Consider the following 21,199-nt stretch of genomic DNA (forward strand, 5'->3'; position numbering starts at 1 on the left):
CCCCGGAACAGGCCCGGGCCGGACGCAGACTTGACGCAGAATGGAACCCGCACAGAAGAGCGGAGTAATTCGTGGAACGCATACTGGTCATCGGTGGCGGCATCGCCGGCACGGCAACCGCGCTGGCGCTGCACAAGGCGGGATTCGACGTCGTCGTGCACGAGGCGCATCCCGACACGGCCGAGGACATCGGGGCCTTCCTGACCCTGGCCAGCAACGGTATGCGCGCGTTGGCACAGCTCGGCGCCTCGGCCGCGGTCACCTCGATCGGCTTTCCGCTGCGTTCCCTGCGTCTTCTCGACGACCGGGGCGGCGAGGTGGCGCACGCGCCGATGGGAGAGGCCGACGACGCGCTCCTGCGGTACCGGTGCCTGCGTCGCGGCGAGTTGAACGCTGCGCTGCAGGCCGAGGCCGTCCGCCGGGGCATCAGGATCGTGCACGGAGCGCGGCTGGTGTCCTTCGAGGACGGGCCGCACCAGGTGTCCGCGCGGTTCGCGGACGGCAGCGTCGCCACCGGTGATCTGCTCGTCGGCGCGGACGGGGTGCATTCGACCCTTCGACGGTCGATCGCCCCTGGCGTGGCCCCCGTCCCGGCGGGGCAGCGCGTCTTCTACGGCTACACCCGCAGCGCGCCGGTGGCGGAAGAGACCGGCCACATCACCATGGTGCGGGGAAGCAACGCGTCCTTCGGCTACGCGGTCTCACCGGACCGGGAGACGTACTGGTTCGCCCGGGTCGCCACCGAGGCCCTTCCCGCCGAGGAACCCGCAGGCCCCGCCCCCTTGCGCCGGCGTGAGCAACTGGTCGCCCTGCTGCGCGCGGACGCCACGCCCGCCGCGGACATCGTCGCCGCCTCCACGGACGGCATCATGGCCACGAACGCCACCGAGATCCCGCCCGGCACCCCCTGGCACTCCGGGCGGACGCTGATCATCGGTGATGCCGCGCACGCGGCATCACCGGCGACGGGCCAAGGCGCGTCCATGGCCTTGGAGGACGCCGTCATCCTGGCCAAGTCCCTACGGGACACACCCGACGCGGAGCGCGCTCTCGCCCTCTACGAGGCGTGCCGCCGCCCTCGCGTCGAGCACAACATCACCGTCAGCGGGCAGATTTCGCGCGGTACCCGCACTCCCCCGCGCAGCGGCTCGGCACCGTCACCGGCACCGCAGCGTCCTGGCGACGACGCCTTGATCGCTCAACTGGACTGGCACACCGACCTGCGCACGGTCTCCGGCGAAGACGGCCCCGGGGCGACGGCGGCGGACCGTTCTTCGCCGCGGACGTAACGGACAGCGGCCCGAGCAGTCCGCCGGGTCCGATCCGGCCGTCGGCCCCGGCCGTTCATCCGCGTTCGCGGAGGTACGCCTCCAACTCCGCGGCCCCGGTCAGCATCGCGCGGGCCCGGGCGGACAGGCGCCCCTGCCAGTCACGCAGGACGCCTTCCAGCGGCTCCAGCCCGCCCGCCGCCCGCACCTGGTCGATCAGCGGGGCGATCTGTTCCAGCAGATAGCCGCCCCGCCTGAGCTGGTGGACCAGGCGGGCGTCCCGTACGTCGGACGCGTCGTAGACGCGGTAGCCGGTCAGCTGGTCGCGGCGCGGTCGTACCAGTCCGGCGTTCTCCCACTTGCGGAGCGTCGCGGGCCGGATGCCCAGCTTCACTGCCAGCGGCCCGATGAATGTGCTGCCGGTCTCCGACGCCGCGTCGGGCGCGGACGCCGAGTCCGTCTCGGGCACCGTGTCCGTCTCGGGCGCCGCGTCGGCCTCGGATGCCGGGGCCCGCGTCAGGTCGCGGATGGCGCTCTCGACAGCCTGGAGGGTGCGCCGGTCTTCGAGGAGCTGGGCGTGGCTCGCGTCGATGAGACGGAACGCCTCGTCGGCTTCGCCCCGGTTCACCGCCCGCAGGATCGACCCCGCCACCTGGTGGCCGTGGCCGGGCAGCAGGGCGAGGAAGGCGCGGAGGGCCAGTGCGTGCAGGGGGGTGTAGGCGCGGTAGCCGTGCGGTGTGCGGTCCGCGGCCGGAAGGATGCCGTCCTCCTCGTAGTTCCTGACGGCCTGCGTGGACAGGCCGTGCGCGCGGGCCAGGTCGATCGGCCTGAGACGCCCCTCGTTTTGAAGGTTCTTTCCCATTTTCCCGCCGCTAGAGAGCAAAAGCTTCAACCGAAGGTTCAACGATACCGTTGAAGGCATGGCATCCGACATCAAGGACACCGTCCATGCCGTCGAAGCCGCCGCCGTCATGCGGCTGCTCCCGGCCCGGCCGCGACTGCTCGCCCTGGGCGAGCCCACCCACGGGGAGGACCCACTGCTCGACCTGCGCAACGACCTCTTCCGGCAGTTGGTCGAACAGGAGGGGTACCGCACCATCGCGATCGAGAGCGACTGCGTGGCAGGCCTGATCGTGGACGATTACGTCACCGCGGGCACCGGCACGCTCGACGACGTCATGGAACGCGGCTTCAGCCACGGGTTCGGCGCGTCCACGGCCAACCGTGAACTCGTACGGTGGGTACGGGCGTACAACGCCGGCCGGCCGGCGTCGGGGCAGCTGCGCTTCGCCGGTTTCGACGGCCCGCTGGAGATCACCGGCGCCGCGAGCCCCCGGCAGGTCCTCACCGCCCTCCACGGCTACCTCGCCACCTGGGTGGACCCGGACCTGCTCCCCTGCACGGCGGAAGCACTCGACCAGCTCCTCGGCACCGACGAACGGTGGACCGACCCCGCCGTGATGACGGACCCGTCGCGGTCCGTGGGCCGGTCGCCCGAGGCCAGGGAACTGCGGCTGCTCGCCGACGACCTGGAAGCGCTGCTGCACGCCCACACACCACACCTGATCGCGGCCACCTCACGGGACGCCTGGGACCGGGCCTGCCTGTACGGGCGCACCGCCACCGGCCTGCTCCGCTACCACTTCTGGATGGCCGACACGTCCCCGAGCCGCATGACGCACCTGTTGGGCATACGGGACCAGATGATGGCCGACAACCTCCTCGCCCTCGCCGACCGGGGCCCCGCCCTGGTCCACGCCCACAACGCCCACCTCCAGCGGCACAAGAGCTCGATGCGCATGTGGGACCACCCCCTGCTGGAGTGGTGGAGCGCCGGCGCGATCGTGAGCGCCCGCCTGGGCGAGGAGTACGCCGTCCTGGCCACGGCCCTCGGCTCGATGCGGCACCGCGAGGTGGGCACCCCGCCGGCCGACACCGTCGAAGGGCTGCTGTACACGCTCCCGGAGGACCGCTACGTCGTTGACGCTCCCCGGCTGGCCACCGTGCTCGGTGACACGCCGCCCGCTGCCCGCGTCTCCCCCTGGTTCGGCTACGCCCCGCTCGATCCGGCCCACCTGGCGGACACCGACGGGCTCGTGTTCGTCAAGGACGTCCCGCAGACATAGCGGGTGAGTGCAGGGGCGGCCGTCGCCCGGCCGCCAACGCGGACAACGGCCCGGCCGGGGCGCCTGTGCAGGACAGGCGCCCCGGCCGGGCCGGTCCGCTGTTCTCAGTGCCCGGCGGGCGCCTGCGGATCGCGTCGGACGCCGACCGCGGCGAGCACCGCGCCGATCACGCACAGCACACCGGTGACGAGGGCCGCGGTGTGCACACCGTTGACGAACGCCTGGCCGCTGCCCTCGACCACCGCGGACTTCAACTGGTGCGGCATGCCGTCGCCGACCGGCGACACCCCCATCGCGACCGCGTCCTTGGCCTCGTGCATCCGCGCGGCGACGGGGGCGGGGACACCGGCCGAGGCCAGCTCGTCCGTCAGAGTGGCGCCGACCCTGCTGCTGATCAGGGACATCAGCACGGAGGTGCCCAGCGCGCCGCCGACCTGGAGGGCGGTGGCCTGCAGTCCCCCGGCCACCCCCGCGTCACTGACCGGCGCGTTGCCGACGATCGCGTCGGAGGAGGCGGCCATCACCATGCCCACGCCGAGACCGAGCGCGATGAACGGCGGCCACATGGCGGCGTACGAGGAGTGCACCCCCCAGCCGAGGATGCCGAAGGAGGCACCCGCTTGCAGCACCATGCCCAGCGGCATGGACAGCCGGGCACCGAACCGCTCGGTGAGCTTCGCCCCCAGCGGCGAGGCGACCACGGAGGCCAGGCTCAGCGGCAGGGTGCGCACCCCGGCTTCGACGGGCGTGAAGCCGCGTACGTTCTGCAGGTAGAGCATGACGAAGAAGATCACGCCGAGCAGGACGAAGAAGTTGACGGCGGTGATGACCGTACCGATGGTCAGCGCCGGGCTGCGGAACAGCCGCATCGGCAGGATGGGGTTGCCGCGCTGCTCCTCGGCCGCGCCGGCCGGGGAGGCCGGGGCCGGTCGCCCGAGGCGCGTCTCGTACCAGCCGAATGCCAGCAGCACGACGATGCCCGCCGCGAGTACGCCGAGGGTCGAACCCGCGCCCCAGCCCCACGACTCCCCCTTGACGACGCCGAAGACGACGAGGAGCAGGCCGAGCGCGAGGAGGACGACACCCGGGATGTCGAAACGGTGCCGGCCGGCCGTGCTCTTGCTCTGCGGCAGGACGAGCGCGCTGAACACCAGGGCCACGACGCCGATGGGGGCGTTGATGTAGAAGACGGACTCCCAGTTGACGTGCTCGACGAGCAGACCGCCGACGATCGGGCCGAGCGCCGTGGACACGGACGACACCATCGCCCAGATGCCCACCGCCATACCGAACTTCTTCGGCGGGAAGGCCGCACGCAGCAGGCCCAGCGTGTTGGGCATCAGCAGTGCGCCGAAGAAGCCCTGCACCGCGCGGAAGGCGATGACGCCCTCGATCGAGCCGGACAGGCCGATGGCGACGGACGCCAGGGCGAAACCGGCGACACCGATCAGGTAGTAGGTACGCCGGCCGAACCGGTCACCGAGCTTGCCGCCGAGGATCAGCGTGGCGGCCAGGGCCAGCAGGTAGGAGTTGGTGACCCATTGCAGGTCGGCGGTGGAGGCGTGCAGGTCCCGGCCGATCTCCGGATTCGCGATCGAGACGACCGAACCGTCCAGACCGACCATGAACAGGCCGAAGGCGACCGCGACGAGCGTCAGCCAGGGGTGACCGCGGCGGCCCCGGGCCGGTTCCGGCGGCGCGGGCGGCGCGTGGGTGGGCATGGGTGAGTGCCCCATGACGGAGGAGGACATGGTGATGCCTTGCTTCTTCGAAGGGGGTGAATGGGGAGGTGTGTGGTGCTACAGGGGTGCGCGGCTACGGGCGACTGCGGACTGCTGCGGGCTACTGCCGGGACGTGGAACACGGCACGGCGAGGACCACGGCACAGCCGACGGCCGACGACGGGCCGGCAGCCCTGGCCATTGATCGGGTTCAACGGCCCGGGTGTCGGTCCGGGGCGTCAGTCCGCAGCAGGGTGGATCCGCTGCGCCAGTCCCTGGAGAGCGCCGAGAGCGGACCCGATGGCGTCGAGATCCCCGTCGGTGAGGGCGTGCAGCGCCTCGACGAGGTAGCCGTCCACCAGGTTGTCGACCTCGGCGACCTGGCGCCGGGCCTTGGCCGTCAGGTGCAGGTGCGCCACCCGTTTGTCGGCCGCGTCCTGCCTGCGCTCCAGCAGCCCCTGGGCAGCCAGCTGGGTGACCAGGGCGCTCACGTTGTTGGGCTTGATGAGCAGCGCGTCGGCTGCCGCGCGCACGGTGACACCGTCGTGTTCGGCGACGTGCCGCAGCAGCGCGATCTGGCTCTCGGGAAGCCTGGGGAACGGGAGGTCCTGGACGATCCGCCGGTCGAGGGCCCGGTGCAGTGCGGGCAGGACGGCCGCGAGCCCGGAGGCGATGCGGTGGGTGTCCTGGCCGGACGCACGGGAGGTGGTCATGCGGACACTTTAGGTATGACGTCATACCTAAGTCAAGCCGCACGCCCTTGCCCACCCGAAGACCCCGGACGGAACGCGAATACCTCCGTAACCCGTAACCCGCAGCCCGCAGCCCGCAGCCCGCAGCCCGCAGGATCAGACGTACGGACTCCACCGGCCGAAGCGGGCCAGCAGACTCGCGGCCTGGCGGGAGTTCAGCCCGAGAGCTGTCGCCACCTCCTCCGGGGACATCGCGCCACGGGCCTTGCGGGCCGCCCAGTACCCCAGATTGGCCGCGGAGATCTCCATACGGCGGGCGATCTTGACGGCCCCCACCGGGGACTCCTCGGTGTACCGCTCGACCTCCGCCTCAAGCGTCTCCAGCAGCCCGGCGATCCGCTCGGGCACCGGGACGGTCGACTCGCCCACCTCCATGATGTGCCGGTCCCAGTCCGTCACGCACCGGTCCGCGTCCGCGGCGGCGGCCGTGTGCAACGGCTGGTCGCCGACCTTGCCCCAGTCGAGGACATGACTGGCCCCCACCCAGCCGCAGGCGCACGTGGCCCGGAACGCGGACGCCCGCGGCGCCCGAGCGCTCCGCCCGTCGTAGATGCTCCAGTGACTGGAGCTCGGTACGTAGCCCCCGGAACCCGCGTCGAAGTACACGGGCTCGGCGGTACTGCCGTCGTCCAGGAGCACCTTGACCGTTCCCTCGTGCGACGCCCCGTACTCGTCGGCCGTCCAGCTCTCTTCCACCGCGCGCTCCTTGCCCTCGTCCGCCCCGGCCCACCCTGCCGTACGGCCGAGGCGGTGGTACGACCTTGCCGTACCGGGCACTCCGGGGGCAGCGAAACGGACGGACTGCACCCTCCGGCGCGAAGTCGAAGAGTGCAGCCGCACCGCACCACCCCCTCGCCTGCGTCACCCTTCGGCTGCATCTCCCCTCAGCAGCCGCACCGCGCCCTCCCGGCTACACCGCCGCCTGCACCGTTTCCGCGTGGACGCCGAGCCGCCGGGCCGCCCGCTCCGCGACCTGCGCGAAGACGGCGCCCATGTCGGCGCTCGCGGCAAGGAGCTGCTCGGTGAGTTCGGGGCCGGCCAGCTCCGGGGTGCCCACGCCGAACGGGGGCCGGGGCGCGTACTCCATCATGAGTTCCGACTTCCGTGCGACGTCGTCGCCGAAGAATGCCTGGAGGAGCCGCAGCCCGATCTCGAAGCTTCCGGTCGCCGGGCCGGCGGTGATCCGGTTGCGGTCCTCCACGACGTTGCCGCGCGCCGGCACGGCACCGTAGTGCACGAGATTGTCGTGCAGTTGGAAGTTGGTCGTCGCGCGGTACCCGAGCAGCAGGCCCGCCGCGCCCAGCAGCAGCGACCCGGCACACACTCCGGCCACCCAGGTGGCCCGGCTGCCCCGGTCGGCGAGGAAGGCGAGAACGTCCCCGTCCTCGAAGATTTCCGGCGGCACGGCACCGGCGTACAGGACGTCGAGGTCCGCGGGGCAGTCCTCGAAGGTGGTCGTCGCGCGGGTGGGGAAGTGCGGCATGCCGGCGATCTCGTCCCGGTTCTTCCAGACGAGGTGCAGGTTCACGTCCGGCAGCAGGCCGAAGGCGGTGTGGAACCCGATGATGTCGACCGGCATGTAGCCGGGGCACACCAGGATGGCGATCTCAAGAGCACGACGTTCGGATGTCATGGCCGACCCTTCTCGAAGAACTTACAGCCAGGCTAACAGCTTGGCTGTAAGTTGGGAACGGCCGAGCCCGGCATCCGCTCACCGCGCCAGCGGCACGGTGATCTCCTTCAGCCAGGCACGGCGGGCGAAGTCGCGGGCCTTGATGACGACCGCGTCGCGGCGCACCTCGACCTGAAGACCCTGGTTGAAGGTTCCGCCGACGGAGACTTCGCCACCCTTGCCGTCGTCCCGGTAACCGGTCTGGACGGCACCGGTGTTGATTACCGTGAACCCGCTCAGGTTCGCGGTACCGGGTACGACCCGGCGCACCACCCAGTCGGAGAGTTCCAGGTCCCAGTGGGTGTGGCCGCTGAAGAGGAAGACGTCCGGGTGGCGGCCGAGCAGGCCCAGGAGGCGGTCGGCCTGGAGGTAGTCGCTCGCGTAGAGCTTGCTGCGGGTGCCGGAGACCGTGTCGGGCAGGGGATGGTGGGTGATCACCATGACCGGCTTGCGGCGGCGCGACCAGTGCCACAGGCGGTCCTCCAGCCATGTGAACTGCGCGTCACTGATCCAGACCTCGTCCCAGAGCTTCGGATCGTGGTAGTGCGCGTACCGCTCGGTGCCGAGGGTCAGCACGGGGATACCGCCGAAGGAGGTTTCGGCGTGGACCGTGCCGCGCCGGGCGAAGCGGTGGAAGCTTCGGAAGAGGGAGTCCTCGGTGGTGTGGTTGGGCCAGGTGTCCTGGGACAGGGTGCCGGGGTCGCGCCACTTCGGTACGTAGAACTCGTGGTTGCCGATCGCCCAGGCCACCTCGTGCGGGTGCGAGTGGCGCGCCAGTTCGGCGCTGACCTGCGCGTATTCGGCGTCGTAGCCGCGCGGTGTGATGTCGCCCGCGACGGCGAGACCGGCGCTGTGCGGGTTGACGGCCGCCATGTCGTCCAGGGCCCGGCCGAAGTCGCGCAGGTCCCCTTGGATGTCGCTGATGACGTTGAACCGTACGGCGGCGCCCCGCCCGGGGCCTCGGTGCGGAGTGGCGTATGCCTGCGGAAGGCTTGCGGCGGCCGCCAGGGCGGTGCCACCGCCCGCGGCGAGAAGGGCTCTGCGGTCCATGTGCGGCTCCGGATGCGCGAGTTGTACGGGGTGTCCCCTGTCGTTGGTGAAGATCACGGCGCGGGGTGCACTCCGGGCTACCGGCATCGGGCCTGTACATGTGCGGGGCATGAACTTGTGTCTGCTCTTGAACAACACGGCTCACCGCCGCACCCCGGCCCGGCACCCGCCTCTGGTCAGATCGGCGTGCGACCGGCGTCACGGGCCGCCCACCAGGCCAGGCAGGCCAGCCCCAGCACCACGAGCGCGGCCACCGCGGTCCCCACAGACACCGCCACCCGGACCCTGCGACCACCCCGGTCACCCATGACGGCTCGGACAGACGCCCAGCTCGCCAGCGTGAGCGCCGGGACGCCGAGCATCATCACCGGCAGCTCGACATACAGCAGGCTCCACTCCCGCTCGCCCTCGAACCCTCCCCCGAGGCCGGCGCGGGCCCCGGACAGCCATACTCCGCATCCCACGCAGGCCCCCAGAAAGGCCAGCAGGCAGCCTGCTCCGGCGGCGTCCACACTTCTTCTTCGCATGCTGATGGCGACGCCACACACTTGATCGCGGTTCCTCACCTGCACCGCGGCTCAGCCGCCGGCCAGGACAGCCCTCGCTCAGACGGTGCGCACCAGCTCCCAGGTGTCCACGGCGAAGTCGAGAACCATCCCGTGCCGTTCGTAAAGGGCGAGCGCGCCGCTGCTGTTGTCGGTGTCGACGCCGAGACCTATGAGGTGCCGGCCCAGCTCCGCGTAGTGACCGAAAGCGTGGCGGAGGAGGTGACTGCCGAGCCCCTGGCCGCGGGCCCGCTCCAGGACACCGAGGTGTGCGATCCAGGCCATCGAGGCACGGGCGTCGTGGGTGCGCAGCACCGCGGCGTCGCCGAGGCCGTCCACCCGCGCTATCCATATCAGCGACCAGTCCGCGCGGTCGGCGTCGATGTCGTCCAGCCACTGTTCGTACGTCCGGGGCTGGAAGTCGAAGTGGCCGGCGAACGTCTCCTGGAGCAGCGCGTGGGCGCACCGGCGGTCGGCCTCGGTGCGGCAGGGGCGCAAGGCCACGCCGGGCGGCGGGGTCGGCAGCCGGTCGGTGGCGGTGGACAGGGTCCGGTTCAGTACGTTGTAGCGGCGCACCGTACGCCAGCCCCGTCGGCGGAGCGCGTCGAGGTCCATGGTGGGCGCGGTGTTGAGGTGCAGGTGGATCACCGCTCGTGCCGCGCCGTTGGCGGCCGCTCGCTGTACGGCCCGCGCCTCCATCAGGTCGTACAGGTGCAGGGCGCCCGGCAGTCTGCCGGGCAGGACGTAGTGATCCATGTCGATGCGCTCGCCGCCGGACTCGTCCCACAGCAGGCCGTACGCGATCAGCCGCCCCGCGTCGTACATCAGCCAGGAGTCGTGCTCCAGGTCCGCTTCGGGGTGCTTGAGGTCCGCCTGCACCTCGCTCAGGTCGGTGTCGGCGCGGCCCACCTCCAGCAGGTCGATCTCGTTGAGCAGCGCGCACACCGCCGCCGCGTCGTCGAGCGTCGCCGGGCGTACGGTCAGGCCGGGCGGCGGGGTGAGGGGCGAGGTCATGCGCCGATTCTCCGACGCCGGCCCAACGACCGCCACGGATTAACGCGTTGGCACCCGGTGTTCACGTCAGTACGGCACCACCCGCCAGGAGGCGCAAGAACGAGCCAAGGTGCAGGAGGACTCCATGAGCTTTGCCCTCGTACGCAATCCGGGCGACGGTCAGAACTTCCGCTACTACCGAAGCGTGATCGAGCAGGTCGTGTCCAACGCCGAGACGGGCGGCGCGGTCACCGTCATGAGGCAGACCGCGCGGCCCGAAGACGCACCGCCTCTGCACACTCACAGCCGGGAGGACGAGAGCTTCGTCATCCTGTCCGGCCGCGTGCGGTACTGGGTCGGCTCGCCCTCACTCGCCGAGTGCGACGTGCACGAGGCCGAGCCGGGCGCCTACATCTTCGTCCCCCGGTTCACCCCCCACACGTTCCAGACCATCACACCGACCGCCGACATCCTCGTCATCAACAACCCCGGAGCCATCGAGGGGTACTTCCACGCGATCGGCCCCGCCGACGCGCGCAGCGACACCGAACACACCGACATCCTCGGACACTACGGAACGGTGCTCCTGGACAGCCCACCGCCTTCCTGAACATCCTCCGGGCGAGAGCATGCTCTCGCCCGGACGCCACTGCGACGACTCCTGCTCAAGCCGCCGGTCCGGATCCGTGGCAATGCCGGCCCCTGTGACCGCCAAGGCCACGGCTCGCCTACGTCGGCGACTCCTGGAACGACCGCATCAGCTCGTTCCGTCAGGCGGGGGCGCCGACGGGGAACCGCTGGTGGCGGTCAGCCGATGGGATGGACGAAGGTGGCCGGGTGAGAGGCACCGTCCTGGTGGACGAGCGGGCCCCAGGGCCACTTCAGGGTCAACGCGGTGGTCTCGTCGGGCGGGGTGACGGCCACGGTGGCGGGCTTCCAGGAGCCTTCCTCGTTCTCCTTCGCCATCCCCAGGTTGATCGTGAAGTCGGTGCTGTCGCCAGGGCCCAGGACGATCGAGCCGTGCTTGGCGGCCGACCGGGCCAGGGACCAGCTCGGGCCGCCCCCGTCCGGTGTGAGGTCCACACCGGCGAACCCGCCGATCTTGCAGGTGCGGCCGCTGGTGTTGGTCAGCACGATGCTGGTGGTCGTGCCCCCGTCCGCGTCCGGGTCCGGGACCGCGTCCTCGCCGGTGGCGAAGGCCGCCTTGAGTTCGGAGGTGTGGCAGCGCTGGACACCCGAGCCCGCCTTGCCGCCCCGGGCGGCATTCTCACTGCCCGGCTGCTTGCCCGCGTCTCCCGCCTCGGCACCGGAGCCCGAACCGCCGGGCTCCGCGGCGGCCGCACCCGTATCCGTCTGCCCCGGCCCCTTCGTACCGGTGGCATCCGCCCCGGAGCAGGCTGTCAAGGCCAGACCGGCGGCCACGGTCAGGGCCGCGGCTGCGACGCGCAGCGTGCGACGACGGGCGGTACGCGAAGTGTTCGTGCTCAACTTCGTGCTCAAGCCCGTGCCTGTCTCCATACCAGTCTCCGTGCCTGTTTCCGTGCCTGTTTCCGTGCTCAACTTCGTGCTCATTTCGGGTCCCCCAGGGCAGACGATGCCGTTGACTCCTCGGTACGTCACCCACTCTGGCCAGGGCCCCTGGCGTGAAGCTGCCACTCCGCTAACACGCGGCTAACACCCCGCGCGCCGCGCCGGGTTGACGCCTCCAGAGTCGGAGCGATGTCGGGAACGGGCCTCACAACAGGCTTGCGCGTGGGAATTCGCAGCGTAAGGCCCCTACGACGACAGGAATCCCCTTTCCCGGCGCTCTGACTGGGGGGCGCCGCTTCCCTACCTCCACTCTGTCCGGGGCCGAGCTCGGTGCCCTCCCTGTTTTTCCCAGGGCGTCCCGGTTCACAGGACGAGGCGACGAGCTGGCGTACCGGCGTACCGGCGTACCGACCGTGATCATGATGGGAAGGACCTCCGATGACCGTTGAGCACGTGCTCGCGCCGAGTCCCGCAGCGGCGCACCGATGGCGGTGGCCGGCGCTCGCTGCCCTGCTGCTCGGTGAGGCCATGAACTTGTTGGACGCGACCATCGTTCAGGTCGCCGCGCCCGCGATCCACGCCGAGCTCGGAGGGACGGTGTCCGACATCCAGTGGTTCACGACGGCCTACACCCTCCCGTTCGCGGTGCTGCTGATCACCGGTGGCCGACTGGGCGACATCGCCGGCCGGCGGCGGATCTTCGTCATCGGCGTCACCGGCTTCATGCTCGCGTCCGCCGCCTGTGCTCTCGCACCCTCGGCGGGTCTCCTGATCGCCTTCCGTGCGGTTCAGGGAGCCGCGGCGGCCGTGATCATCCCTCAGACCATCGTTCTGATCAAGACCATGTTCTCCGGCGACGAGATGTCCAAGGCGCTGGGCAGCATCGGCCCCGTGATGGGCCTGGCCGCCGTCTGCGGTCCGGTGCTCGGTGGTGTGCTGACCCATGCCGACCTGTTCGGCTCGTCGTGGCGCGCGGCGTTCCTGGTCAACGTCCCGGTGTCCCTCGCCGTACTGGCCATCGCCCCCAAGATGCCGGAGGCCCGCGCTCCGAAACGGCCCACACTCGACCTGACCGGCACGCTTCTGGCCATGGTCGGTACCGGGCTCGTCGTCCATCCCCTCATCGGGGGAGACATCGCCACGCTGTCAGGGTGGAGCTGGGGAGCCGTCGTAACCGGTCTGCTGGTGATGATCCTGTTCGGACTGCACCAGCGACGGGCGGCTGCGGGCGGCCGCAGTCCGCTGGTGGAGTCGAGCCTGTTCGCGCGGCGGAGCTTTCCTGCCGCCTTGGTGACGTCGGCGGCGTTCTTCGCCGTGACGAACGGTCTGATGATGGTCATCGTGCTGCACCTTCAGCTGGGACTCGGCACCGACGCGCTCGACGCGGGGCTGACACTCGTCCCGTGGTCGGTCGGTCTGGCCATCGCGTCGTGGCTGGCCGGCGCCCGCCTGGTGCGGCGCTACAGGCACCACACCATGTCCATTGGTCTCGGCGTACTCCTGGCCGGAGCGCTGGCCGCCATCGCCGTGTACCGAACGGCGGACGTCACGGCCTACCCCAAGCCGCTGCTGCTCGCGCTGGGTCTCATCGGCCTGGGCGTCGGCCTCTTCGGCCCCGCCTTCTTCACCATCGCCCTGGAGCCGCTGCAACCTCAGGAGATCGGGTCGGCCGCCGGACTGCTGAACGCCGTACAGCAGCTCGGAGCCACGCTCGGAGTGGCCGTCCTGGGCAGCGTGTACCTCAACTACGCTGTTTCCGGGGGCCCTTCCGCCGCCCTGCACGCGGTTCAGATCGCCTTCTGGGTCGCTGTCGCGCTGGTGGTGGTGAGCTTCGGCACCAGCAGGCTGATGGTGCCGAAGGGCCCTTCGGGCCGGGCCGTGACACCGCACTGATCGAACCACCTGCCGAAACAGTCCCCTCCCCGTGGCGGCCTCATGGCCGCCGCGGGGAGGACTGGCAGGCCGTCGGCCGCGCCCGGAAGGGACGCGATGGGAGTCGGAACCGGACATGTCACCCAAGCGTCCCGATAAGCATGAAGGTGTCCCGAAGATTGGCTCTCGTCCCTGCTGCCACACTGGCGGCGCTCCTCACCCTCTCCGCATGCAGCGGTGGTGTGGAGGGTGACGGCGCGCCGGGAGACCTCGCGGCGCCCGCGTTTCCCGCAGAGCAGCGACCGGCCGGCGCGGGCGGGCTGCTGGCGGAAGGCGTCTGGCGGTTTCGGGAGGTCACGTTCGACGGCCAGGAGGAAAACCTGCCGTCCGAGGCACGTGCGTGGATCGCGCTGCACGGCGACGGCACCGCCTCGGGTGACTACGGCTGTACGCCGTTCCGTCTGAAAGCCGAGGTGTCGGCCACCCGGCTCACGCTGGGCGAGAAACTGACCCCTCGTCCCGCCCCCTCCGCGACACCGGCCCCTCCACTGGCCGGGTCCGGACCGTGCGCTCCGCACAGCGGACACGACCGACTGAAGCTGACGCGCTTCGAGAAGCAGGTGCAAGGAGCGCTCCGCGGGAATCTCTCACTGTCCTTGGAGCGGCCCAACACGCAAGGCGAGGTGGAGCTGCATCTCAAGAACCAACAGGGCGACGACATCACCCTCGTGCAAGCCAGGAGCGACACCTTCTTCACGACCCGGTGGAAACTCAGCACCGTCACGGCCTACGACAGCCAAGGTCCGGAATTCGCCGCCGGCGACCGGATGTACTTCGATTTCCACAAGAACGGCGAGGTGAGCGGCAAACTCGGCTGCAACGACTTCACCGCCCGGGCCACGTTCTCCGGCTTGCACGTCTTCTTCCACGACGTGGCCCTCTCCTCGCACCGCGGCTGCGACGAGAAAATCATGGAGGAGGAAGCGGGCGTACTGGCAACGTTGCGGAAGTCGTTCAATTACACATACTGGGCAGAGCCGGGAAGTTCCCGTATGTCCCTGACGCATGACCTGGCGTTCCCCGCGATGGAGACCGGCTTTCTCTTCCAGGGGCTCCCCCGCCGATAGCGGCGGCCGACGACCGACGGACCGGAATCGAAACCGGAACGGAACCGGAACCGGATTCACCACGGATGTGCGCTGCTACGCCGCATTAGCCGTCCGTTAGTGGAACGCCAACGTGATCTTCGAAGCTGTCTTTCGTCCGGGAGCGAGACGAGGGAACAGCGCAACAGGAGAACACGATGCACACCGCCGCCCGCCGATTCCGTGGCCGCACCGGCCACCGGATCGCCGCCGCCGTCGTCGCCACGGCGCCGGGTCCGGGGGCCACGGCCTGCGGGCAGGATTCCGTGGCGGCGGGTGCTTCCGGCTCAGCGGACTCCGCTGCCTCTTCGCCTGCGTCCAGTGCCCGGCACTCCTCGGCCTCGTCCCAGTCCACCGGCAGCAAGTCCGCCCCGCCGGAAGCGGCGTCGCCAACGCCACGCGCGGATCGGCGCCGCCACCTTCACATGCGATGCCGGCGAGGCGGTCGAGGGGACATACCACCCGTTGGTTCCGCACTGCGGGTGAGGACGGACGGGTGAGGAAGAACAGCCGGGCAGAACCGGCCGGAACGAAATTCGAGGAACACCGTATGAAGCGCATCATCATCGCCTTGGCCGTGATTGTCGTACTGGCGGCAGGCGGCGGAATCGCCCTGAGCCTGAACACGAACAACGGCGGGGCGGTCCTCACCGCGAGCGGGGCCGGGCACGAGGTGCCGCGCGCGGACGTGGAGGAGAACGCCAAGGGCCATCCCTTCCGCGGCGAGGAGCCGGATTCGGTGAGCTGCCCGAGCGGGCTGCGGGCGAAGGAGGCGGAGAGTGTCCGGTGCACCGCCGTCTACAAGGGCCGGCCGAAGTCGATGACGATTTCCGTCACCGAAGTGCAGGACGACCAGGTGACGGTCGACTTCGCCATCCTCGACAAGAGCACGGAGGGCGCCGCCCAGGGAGCCGAAGGCGAAGCGGGGAAGAGCAAGTAGCGGTCCGTCGGTCGCGGAGCCGGAGCAGTTCGACTCCCCTCCCCCGCTCGTTCTCGCGAACGCCTGGCGCCTGGGCGCGGGAGGGGACGGCCTGAGCGACGCCGGCCGGGAACGGCTGCGGACGGACCGCAGCCGCCGTCACTCCTGCGATGCCCCCAGGGCACGGACCAGATGGGGCAGGACGCGGCGGGCCAAGGGAGCGGGGTCGGCGTCGGTGGTCGTGTGGGTGACGCGCATGGCGGTGAGGCCCTCGTAGAGCGCCACGACCAGGCGGGCGAGGGCGGTGGAGGAGACGTCGGGGGCTTGTCCGGAGGACGCGAGGCAGCGGCCCAGGATCTCGGCCAGGCCGGTGTTGAGGCGCTCTTCGTGTTCGGCCAGGGCGCGCGCGATCTCCGGGTGGCGCGCCGCGTGCAGGGTGAATTCCATCGAGACCAGGAACCAGGAGCGCTCCTGCGCGTCGTGCGTGGCCAGGAGGTCGAAGACGCGCGCCACCGGGTCGGCGTCGTTCGTGAACGTCTCGACCTGCTCCCGGAGTTGGGACAGAAGCCGGTCGGTGTGCGTGTCGTACAGGGCCAGGAAGAGTTCTTCCTTGTCCCGGAAGTTCGAGTAGAAGGCGCCGCGGGTCAGTCCGGCCTGCTGGACGATGTCACTGATCGACGTGGCGTGGAAGCCGCGCTCGGCGAAGAGCACGAGCGCGCTGTCGGTGAGTGCGGCGACGGTGGCCGGCCGGCGTTTGGTGGGTGACTTGGGCACGTACCGCTCCCTGGAGGTGATGGTTCCTCCCGAAGGGTACGTGCCCGCCCGTTCCGGGCCTACCGTCAGCCCTGTCGCGGGTAGTCGTCGTAGAAGCCGGCACCGGTCTTGACGCCGAGGCGGTTCGCGTCCACGTACTCCCGCAGCAGCTCGCGGGGCCCTTCGGGCAGCCCGGGGCGTTCGGCGGCGTAGTGGTTCTCGATGTCCAGGACGACGTCCAGACCGATGGCGTCCATCAGGCGGAACGGACCGGCCGCGGCACCCGTGTTGACCTGCCACATGCGGTCGATGTCCGCCGGGGTGGAAACACCTTCGGCGACCACCGCGAGGCATTCCCGCTTCATGGCGGCCCAGACGCGGTTGAAGATGAAGCCGGTGCTCTCCCGGCGGGCCTCGAACGGGTGGATGCCGTAGTCGGGCAGCACCTTCAGCAGCAGTGCGACGACATCGGGGTCGGTGTGACCGCAGGACATCACGTCGGCGGCGTTCTGCCGGGGCGGCATGTAGAAGTGCAGGTTCAGCAGACGCTCGGGGGTGCGCACGCTGTCGACGAGGTGGCTCGTCGCGTAGGACGAGGAATTGCTGGCCAGGACGGCGTCCGGCTCGGCGAGCGCGTCCAGGTCCGCGAAGAGGCGCTTCTTCAGGTCCAGGCGCTCCGGTACGGCCTCGATGACCAGCCAGGCGTCCGCGAGGGCGGTTGCCAGGTCGGTCACGGCCTCGACGGTACCCAGACGGCCGCCGTCGATCGTCTTCACCACCTCGGGCAGCTCGCGGGCCACATAGGCACAGGCCGCCTCGCCCGCTTCGGCGGCCGGGTCGTAGATGCGGACCAGGCCGCCCCGGGTGGCGAACATCAAGGCGATACGGCGGCCGAGCGTGCCCGCGCCGATGACGGCGACCGGCCGGTCCTGGTGGCGGGCGGGAGGGGTGAAGCTCATGACTGCTCCTGTCTCGTGGCCCCGCCGCGGGAGGGGCGCGGGGCCGGAACGCAGGTGGATGCACCACCCAACTTCTCGATACAGTGTGTATCCGATACACCGTGTATGCAACTGAAGGGGCGCCCCTCGCGCCCCGGTGAAGGAGCAACCCCATGCGCGCCGACCAGGTGACCGCCGCAGTGACCGCCCCCCTGACCGTCCCGCTCTACCCCCCGCGCCCCACCCGCTTCACCGACCGCGAGTACTTCAACGTCGTCTACCGCACCGATCCGGACGCCCTGCGCGCCGTGGTCCCGGAGCCGTTGGAGATCACCGAGCCTCTGGTCCGCTTCGAGGTCATGCGCATGGGCGAGGTGGACGGCTTCGGGCCGTACACGGAGTGCGGCCAGGTCATCCCGGTACGTCACGGAGCCGAGCAGGGCGAGTACCTGCACGTCATGTACCTGGACTCCTTCGGCGCCACCGCCGCCGGGCGCGAACTGAGCGCCTATCCGAAGGTCGCGGGCGAGCCCGCGCTGCGCCACGAGCGCGGCGCCCTCGTCGGGACCCTCGACTACGGCAGCGAGCGTGTGGCCACCGCCACCATGGCCTACAAGTGGCAGCCGCTCGACCCGGAGGAGGCCCGCAGCCAGATCACCGTGCCCACTTTCGCCGTCAAGACAGTCCCCGGCTACGACTTCAGGCCCCGCGTCTGCGACCTGGTCCGTATGCGGATCACCGACATCACCGTGAAGGAAGCCTGGCACGGCCCGGCCCGCCTCCAGCTCTTCGAGCACGTCATGGCACCCCTGGCCGACCTGCCCGTACGCGAGGTCGTCGACGCCAGCCACATCCTGACCGACCTCACCCTCGCCCCCGCCGAGCCGGTCCACGACTACCTCGCCGCCTGACCGCCCGCCGGGCACGGCGGCACAGGCCCCTCCGCCTGGACTGTTGTCCCGGGGACGTTGTCGGCGTTGACGCGGTGGGCGTCACTTCCCGTCCGCGCCGGATTCCGCGCTGTCGAGGATCGGCATCACCCGGTCGCGGCCCGCGCGTCCCCGGCCCTCACCCTGCCCGCGAGGCTGCTCGCTCAGCAGCGCCCGGACACCGGGATCGGGATCCTGCCCGCTCCCGAGGAGATCCGCCCGCTGCGCTACCAGACGGCCTGGCACCCGCGCCTCGACGGCGACCCGGGGCAGCGTTGGCTCCGGGACACCGTCCGCGCCATCACCGCCGAACCGCCGGAGCCGCCCCCTGAGGGGACGGGCTGACCACCGGGAAGCATCTCGCCGCCACGGGCGCGCCAATCAGGCGCAAGGTTTTCGCACGCGCCTTCGCTGGGGGACCGAATATCGGCGAACGGCCCTGCCCCGAAGGGAGTCGGCGCCGGCCTATGTGTGCGCGTCTCGTGGGCAGGGGGCGCCGGTGTGCAGGTGGGACGAGGCGCCGTCGATGACGGAGTCGAGCCTGTCCCGGGTGTGGGTGAGATCCGCGATGCGCCGGTCGAGGTGGTCACGTTCCGCGGCCAGGCGCTGGAGGAGTTCAGGGGTGGCTTTGCCGTCGATGACGCAGGGCGTCAGCTCGGCGATGACCTTGCTGCTCAGTCCGGCGGCGTAGAGCTGGCGGATGAGGTGGATGCGGTCGACGGCGGTTTCCGTGTAGCGGCGCTGGCCGCTGCTGCTGCGCTCGGCGGTGAGCAGGTTCTGTTCCTCGTAGTACCGCAGGGCCCGGGTAGTGACGCCCGTGCGGCGGGCGAGTTCCCCGATCCGCATTTCCGCCCCCTTCTGCGTGATCTGCGGCACACGCACTTGCCTTTCACGTCAACGTCAAGTTTTACCGTAGCTCACGTGCCCGCCGGGACGCCGGCGGCGTGGGCACGGAGGTCCTGTCCGTCACCACCTCGGTGTGCCGCTGTACGGCCGGGACGCCCTCGGTCACCTCGACGCCGCACGCGTTTCTCCACCTGCCCCGGCCCGTTGCTCCCTGAAAGGCAGACCCCCGCATGAACACGTACCACACCACCGGCCTCACCGGCCCCGCCCCCACAGCGACGGTATCCGTCAAGCCGCTCGTGCTGAGCGCACCGTGGCGCGGCGCGGACCTGCATGTCCGCGTCACGGCCCCCACCACCGGCACCAGCCTGCCCGTCGTGCTCTTCGCCCACGGCTTCGGCTCGGACCTGGACGGCTACGCCCCGCTGGTCGATCACTGGGCATCCGGCGGCTTTGTCGTCGTCCAAGCCACCCACCTGGACTCCAAGCGGCTCGACCTGCCGGCCGATGACCCTCGCCGGCCCCGGATATGGCGCTACCGCGTACAGGACATGCGGCGCGTCCTCGACGAGCTCACCACCTTGGTCAGGAGCGTGCCGGGTCTGGAAGGCCGCGTCGACCACAGCCGCATCGTCGCGGCCGGGCACTCCTTCGGCGGCCAGACCGCCGGCATCCTGGTGGGTCTGCGCGTCACGGACCCGCAGACCGGCACCGCCGAGAACCTGTCCGATTCCCGGGTCATGGCCAGCATCCAACTGGCCACGGCAGGCAGGGGCGGTGACGAACTGACCCCCTTCGCCCACGCCAACCTTCCCTGGCTGCGCGGTCAGGACTTCTCCCACATCACCGCCCCCGGCCTCGTCGTCGCGGGAGACAAGGACGACCTCCCGTTCTCCACCCGGGGCCCGGCCTGGACGGCCGACCCCTACACCCTCAGCCGCGGCGACAAGAGCCTCCTGACCGTCCACGGCGGCGAGCACTTCCTCGGCGGCATCTCCGGCTACCAGGCAGCGGAGACCACCGACGAGAACCCCGACCGGGTCGCCCTCGTCCAGCAGACCACCCTCGCCTACCTGCGCCACGTCACCGGAATCGACCGCACTGACTGGAACAACGCCCGAACGGTTCTCACCGGCGACCACCCGCTGGGACACCTCGAATCCAAGTGACCCCGCCACCCGCGGCCGCGTTTCCTCCGTCCCCTCGGTGGAAGACCGGGACACCGTGTCGTCGTGCCGCCGTGTCGCCAGTAGAGTCCCACTGACCGGCAGGCACGGAGTCGTCCACCACTTGGTCAAGTGCCTGTACGCACTCAACAATTCAGGGGGTACGGTGACCGAGAACCTCACGGAGTCCGTCGAATCGGCACGCCAGCTCACCGTGGTCTGGCGCTCCATGGTGCTCGACCGCGACGCGGACGCGGACGTACGCGACCTCCCGGGTATCGCCGTCCGTTGGGCGGACTGCCGCTTCGCGTTCTGGAACTGCGTCACCTTGACCGACGTTGGCGTAGGCGCGGAGACTCTCGGACACCGCCTGGGCCAGGCAGCGGACATCATGCGCGCGAAGAAGCACCCGGGCTTCCTGTGGCTCTTCGAAGACCTTCTCGACGGCGAGGCCCGCTCCGCCGTGGAGACGGCGGCGGAGCAGGCGGGCTTGCAGTACGCCTTCCCCGGTACGGGCATGGCCGGAGACCTGCTGCCCGTCCCGGAACCTGCGCACCCCAAGCTGACGTTCACGCGCGTGAGCACCGAGGAGCAGGTACGGGCTTACGCGGACATCAACTCCCGCGCCTACGGTTTCCCCGTGGAAGAGGGCCGCGACGGCCTCGCCGGGTCCGCGCTCTGGAAGAACGGCGTGTACGCCTACCTGGGCATGCGAGGTGACGTACCGGTGGCGTGCGCCGCCACCGTCGAAGCGGAGGGCCGCCTGTTCGTCCTACTCGTCGCCACCGATCCGCAGTGGCAGCGCAGGGGGTACGGCGAGGCGGTCACCCGCAAGGCGCTGTACGAGGGTGCCCGGGCCACCGGCCTGACTCGCGCCGTTCTGCACGCGACCGCCGCCGGGGCCCCGGTGTATCCGCGTATCGGTTTCCAGCCGAACTCGCCGATCCGCTTCTACAGCCTGAAGGACTGAGCCG

General features: G+C 70.5%; 22 protein-coding genes. 10 read left to right on the plus strand and 12 right to left on the minus strand.

The features are described 5' to 3' along the window. Positions 1-71 precede the first annotated feature (71 nt). Complete coding sequence (locus tag AB0A97_RS27455) at positions 72-1,289, plus strand: NAD(P)/FAD-dependent oxidoreductase (RefSeq protein ID WP_361154868.1); 1,218 nt, start codon at positions 72-74, stop codon at positions 1,287-1,289. Between the two features lie 55 nt (positions 1,290-1,344). Here AB0A97_RS27455 and AB0A97_RS27460 read toward each other — a convergent pair whose 3' ends face one another. Beyond that, a complete protein-coding gene (locus AB0A97_RS27460; protein WP_361154870.1) occupies positions 1,345-2,130 on the minus strand; it encodes a TioE family transcriptional regulator in 786 nt (261 codons plus the stop codon). A gap of 58 nt (positions 2,131-2,188) precedes the next feature. Here AB0A97_RS27460 and AB0A97_RS27465 point away from each other — a divergent pair, with 58 nt between their 5' ends. After that, complete coding sequence (locus AB0A97_RS27465; protein ID WP_361154872.1) at positions 2,189-3,394, plus strand: erythromycin esterase family protein; 1,206 nt, start codon at positions 2,189-2,191, stop codon at positions 3,392-3,394. Positions 3,395-3,498: 104 nt separating this feature from the next. Here the strand turns inward: AB0A97_RS27465 and AB0A97_RS27470 are convergent, their stop codons facing one another. From AB0A97_RS27470 to AB0A97_RS27500, 7 genes are all read right to left on the minus strand, one after another. Then, a complete protein-coding gene (locus tag AB0A97_RS27470) occupies positions 3,499-5,145 on the minus strand; it encodes an MFS transporter (protein WP_361154874.1) in 1,647 nt (548 codons plus the stop codon). Positions 5,146-5,354: 209 nt separating this feature from the next. Next, positions 5,355-5,828 carry a MarR family transcriptional regulator gene (locus tag AB0A97_RS27475; protein ID WP_361154876.1) on the minus strand — a complete coding sequence of 158 codons (474 nt, stop codon included), beginning with the start codon at positions 5,826-5,828 and terminating at the stop codon, positions 5,355-5,357. Between the two features lie 135 nt (positions 5,829-5,963). Further along, positions 5,964-6,563 (minus strand): hypothetical protein, encoded by a 600-nt coding sequence (locus tag AB0A97_RS27480; RefSeq protein ID WP_361154878.1) that lies wholly within the window; start codon positions 6,561-6,563, stop codon positions 5,964-5,966. Between the two features lie 214 nt (positions 6,564-6,777). Continuing rightward, positions 6,778-7,500, minus strand: a complete 723-nt coding sequence (locus AB0A97_RS27485; protein ID WP_361154880.1) for a DJ-1/PfpI family protein — start codon at positions 7,498-7,500, stop codon at positions 6,778-6,780. Positions 7,501-7,578: 78 nt separating this feature from the next. Continuing rightward, positions 7,579-8,589 carry a DUF4073 domain-containing protein gene (locus AB0A97_RS27490; RefSeq protein WP_361154882.1) on the minus strand — a complete coding sequence of 337 codons (1,011 nt, stop codon included), beginning with the start codon at positions 8,587-8,589 and terminating at the stop codon, positions 7,579-7,581. 176 nt (positions 8,590-8,765) lie between these two features. Continuing rightward, entirely contained in the window at positions 8,766-9,116 is a 351-nt protein-coding gene (locus AB0A97_RS27495) for a hypothetical protein (RefSeq protein ID WP_361154884.1), read from the minus strand. 78 nt (positions 9,117-9,194) lie between these two features. After that, positions 9,195-10,148: a GNAT family N-acetyltransferase gene (locus tag AB0A97_RS27500; RefSeq protein ID WP_361154887.1), complete on the minus strand. Its 954-nt coding sequence runs from the start codon at positions 10,146-10,148 to the stop codon at positions 9,195-9,197. A gap of 124 nt (positions 10,149-10,272) precedes the next feature. Here AB0A97_RS27500 and AB0A97_RS27505 point away from each other — a divergent pair, with 124 nt between their 5' ends. Then, positions 10,273-10,737: a cupin domain-containing protein gene (locus AB0A97_RS27505; protein ID WP_361154889.1), complete on the plus strand. Its 465-nt coding sequence runs from the start codon at positions 10,273-10,275 to the stop codon at positions 10,735-10,737. Positions 10,738-10,934: 197 nt separating this feature from the next. On the opposite strand, the gene AB0A97_RS27510 is transcribed toward AB0A97_RS27505, so the two are convergent. Then, on the minus strand, positions 10,935-11,627 hold the full coding sequence (locus AB0A97_RS27510) for a DUF4232 domain-containing protein (protein WP_361154891.1): 693 nt from the start codon (positions 11,625-11,627) through the stop codon (positions 10,935-10,937). Between the two features lie 468 nt (positions 11,628-12,095). On the opposite strand from AB0A97_RS27510, the gene AB0A97_RS27515 reads away from it, so the two are divergent. From AB0A97_RS27515 to AB0A97_RS27525, 3 genes are all read left to right on the plus strand, one after another. Continuing rightward, the gene (locus AB0A97_RS27515; RefSeq protein WP_361154893.1) at positions 12,096-13,550 is read left to right on the plus strand and encodes an MFS transporter; all 1,455 of its coding nucleotides are present in this window, start codon (positions 12,096-12,098) and stop codon (positions 13,548-13,550) included. Positions 13,551-13,690: 140 nt separating this feature from the next. Next, positions 13,691-14,656 carry an META domain-containing protein gene (locus AB0A97_RS27520; RefSeq protein WP_361154894.1) on the plus strand — a complete coding sequence of 322 codons (966 nt, stop codon included), beginning with the start codon at positions 13,691-13,693 and terminating at the stop codon, positions 14,654-14,656. A 568-nt stretch (positions 14,657-15,224) separates the two neighbouring features. After that, positions 15,225-15,614, plus strand: coding sequence for a DUF4333 domain-containing protein (locus AB0A97_RS27525; protein WP_361154896.1), 390 nt, complete (start codon positions 15,225-15,227; stop codon positions 15,612-15,614). A 138-nt stretch (positions 15,615-15,752) separates the two neighbouring features. Here AB0A97_RS27525 and AB0A97_RS27530 read toward each other — a convergent pair whose 3' ends face one another. Beyond that, the gene (locus AB0A97_RS27530; protein WP_361154898.1) at positions 15,753-16,367 is read right to left on the minus strand and encodes a TetR/AcrR family transcriptional regulator; all 615 of its coding nucleotides are present in this window, start codon (positions 16,365-16,367) and stop codon (positions 15,753-15,755) included. A gap of 65 nt (positions 16,368-16,432) precedes the next feature. Beyond that, positions 16,433-17,305, minus strand: a complete 873-nt coding sequence (locus tag AB0A97_RS27535) for a 3-hydroxyacyl-CoA dehydrogenase family protein (protein ID WP_361154900.1) — start codon at positions 17,303-17,305, stop codon at positions 16,433-16,435. A 152-nt stretch (positions 17,306-17,457) separates the two neighbouring features. Between AB0A97_RS27535 and AB0A97_RS27540 the strand changes: the two genes are divergently transcribed. Both AB0A97_RS27540 and AB0A97_RS27545 read left to right on the plus strand, forming a co-directional pair. Next, the gene (locus AB0A97_RS27540; RefSeq protein ID WP_361154901.1) at positions 17,458-18,195 is read left to right on the plus strand and encodes an acetoacetate decarboxylase; all 738 of its coding nucleotides are present in this window, start codon (positions 17,458-17,460) and stop codon (positions 18,193-18,195) included. A 66-nt stretch (positions 18,196-18,261) separates the two neighbouring features. Further along, the gene (locus AB0A97_RS27545; protein WP_361154903.1) at positions 18,262-18,558 is read left to right on the plus strand and encodes a hypothetical protein; all 297 of its coding nucleotides are present in this window, start codon (positions 18,262-18,264) and stop codon (positions 18,556-18,558) included. Positions 18,559-18,678: 120 nt separating this feature from the next. Here AB0A97_RS27545 and AB0A97_RS27550 read toward each other — a convergent pair whose 3' ends face one another. After that, complete coding sequence (locus tag AB0A97_RS27550; protein ID WP_361154904.1) at positions 18,679-19,059, minus strand: MerR family transcriptional regulator; 381 nt, start codon at positions 19,057-19,059, stop codon at positions 18,679-18,681. Positions 19,060-19,289: 230 nt separating this feature from the next. On the opposite strand from AB0A97_RS27550, the gene AB0A97_RS27555 reads away from it, so the two are divergent. After that, on the plus strand, positions 19,290-20,228 hold the full coding sequence (locus tag AB0A97_RS27555; protein ID WP_361154906.1) for a chlorophyllase: 939 nt from the start codon (positions 19,290-19,292) through the stop codon (positions 20,226-20,228). 226 nt (positions 20,229-20,454) lie between these two features. Beyond that, positions 20,455-21,195 (plus strand): GNAT family N-acetyltransferase, encoded by a 741-nt coding sequence (locus AB0A97_RS27560; protein WP_361154966.1) that lies wholly within the window; start codon positions 20,455-20,457, stop codon positions 21,193-21,195. Positions 21,196-21,199 lie beyond the last annotated feature (4 nt).

The sequence above is a fragment of the Streptomyces sp. NPDC045470 genome, from assembly GCF_040646595.1.
Taxonomy (GTDB): Bacteria; Actinomycetota; Actinomycetes; order Streptomycetales; family Streptomycetaceae; genus Streptomyces.

Coding starts and splice junctions, on each gene's coding strand:
- AB0A97_RS27460 (WP_361154870.1), bottom strand. CDS start 2,130: ATGGGAAAGAACCTTCAAAACGAGGGGCGTCTCAGGCCGATCGACCTG.
- AB0A97_RS27465 (WP_361154872.1), top strand. CDS start 2,189: ATGGCATCCGACATCAAGGACACCGTCCATGCCGTCGAAGCCGCCGCC.
- AB0A97_RS27470 (WP_361154874.1), bottom strand. CDS start 5,145: ATGTCCTCCTCCGTCATGGGGCACTCACCCATGCCCACCCACGCGCCG.
- AB0A97_RS27475 (WP_361154876.1), bottom strand. CDS start 5,828: ATGACCACCTCCCGTGCGTCCGGCCAGGACACCCACCGCATCGCCTCC.
- AB0A97_RS27485 (WP_361154880.1), bottom strand. CDS start 7,500: ATGACATCCGAACGTCGTGCTCTTGAGATCGCCATCCTGGTGTGCCCC.
- AB0A97_RS27490 (WP_361154882.1), bottom strand. CDS start 8,589: ATGGACCGCAGAGCCCTTCTCGCCGCGGGCGGTGGCACCGCCCTGGCG.
- AB0A97_RS27495 (WP_361154884.1), bottom strand. CDS start 9,116: ATGCGAAGAAGAAGTGTGGACGCCGCCGGAGCAGGCTGCCTGCTGGCC.
- AB0A97_RS27500 (WP_361154887.1), bottom strand. CDS start 10,148: ATGACCTCGCCCCTCACCCCGCCGCCCGGCCTGACCGTACGCCCGGCG.
- AB0A97_RS27505 (WP_361154889.1), top strand. CDS start 10,273: ATGAGCTTTGCCCTCGTACGCAATCCGGGCGACGGTCAGAACTTCCGC.
- AB0A97_RS27515 (WP_361154893.1), top strand. CDS start 12,096: ATGACCGTTGAGCACGTGCTCGCGCCGAGTCCCGCAGCGGCGCACCGA.
- AB0A97_RS27520 (WP_361154894.1), top strand. CDS start 13,691: ATGAAGGTGTCCCGAAGATTGGCTCTCGTCCCTGCTGCCACACTGGCG.
- AB0A97_RS27525 (WP_361154896.1), top strand. CDS start 15,225: ATGAAGCGCATCATCATCGCCTTGGCCGTGATTGTCGTACTGGCGGCA.
- AB0A97_RS27535 (WP_361154900.1), bottom strand. CDS start 17,305: ATGAGCTTCACCCCTCCCGCCCGCCACCAGGACCGGCCGGTCGCCGTC.
- AB0A97_RS27540 (WP_361154901.1), top strand. CDS start 17,458: ATGCGCGCCGACCAGGTGACCGCCGCAGTGACCGCCCCCCTGACCGTC.
- AB0A97_RS27550 (WP_361154904.1), bottom strand. CDS start 19,059: ATGCGGATCGGGGAACTCGCCCGCCGCACGGGCGTCACTACCCGGGCC.
- AB0A97_RS27555 (WP_361154906.1), top strand. CDS start 19,290: ATGAACACGTACCACACCACCGGCCTCACCGGCCCCGCCCCCACAGCG.
- AB0A97_RS27560 (WP_361154966.1), top strand. CDS start 20,455: ATGGTGCTCGACCGCGACGCGGACGCGGACGTACGCGACCTCCCGGGT.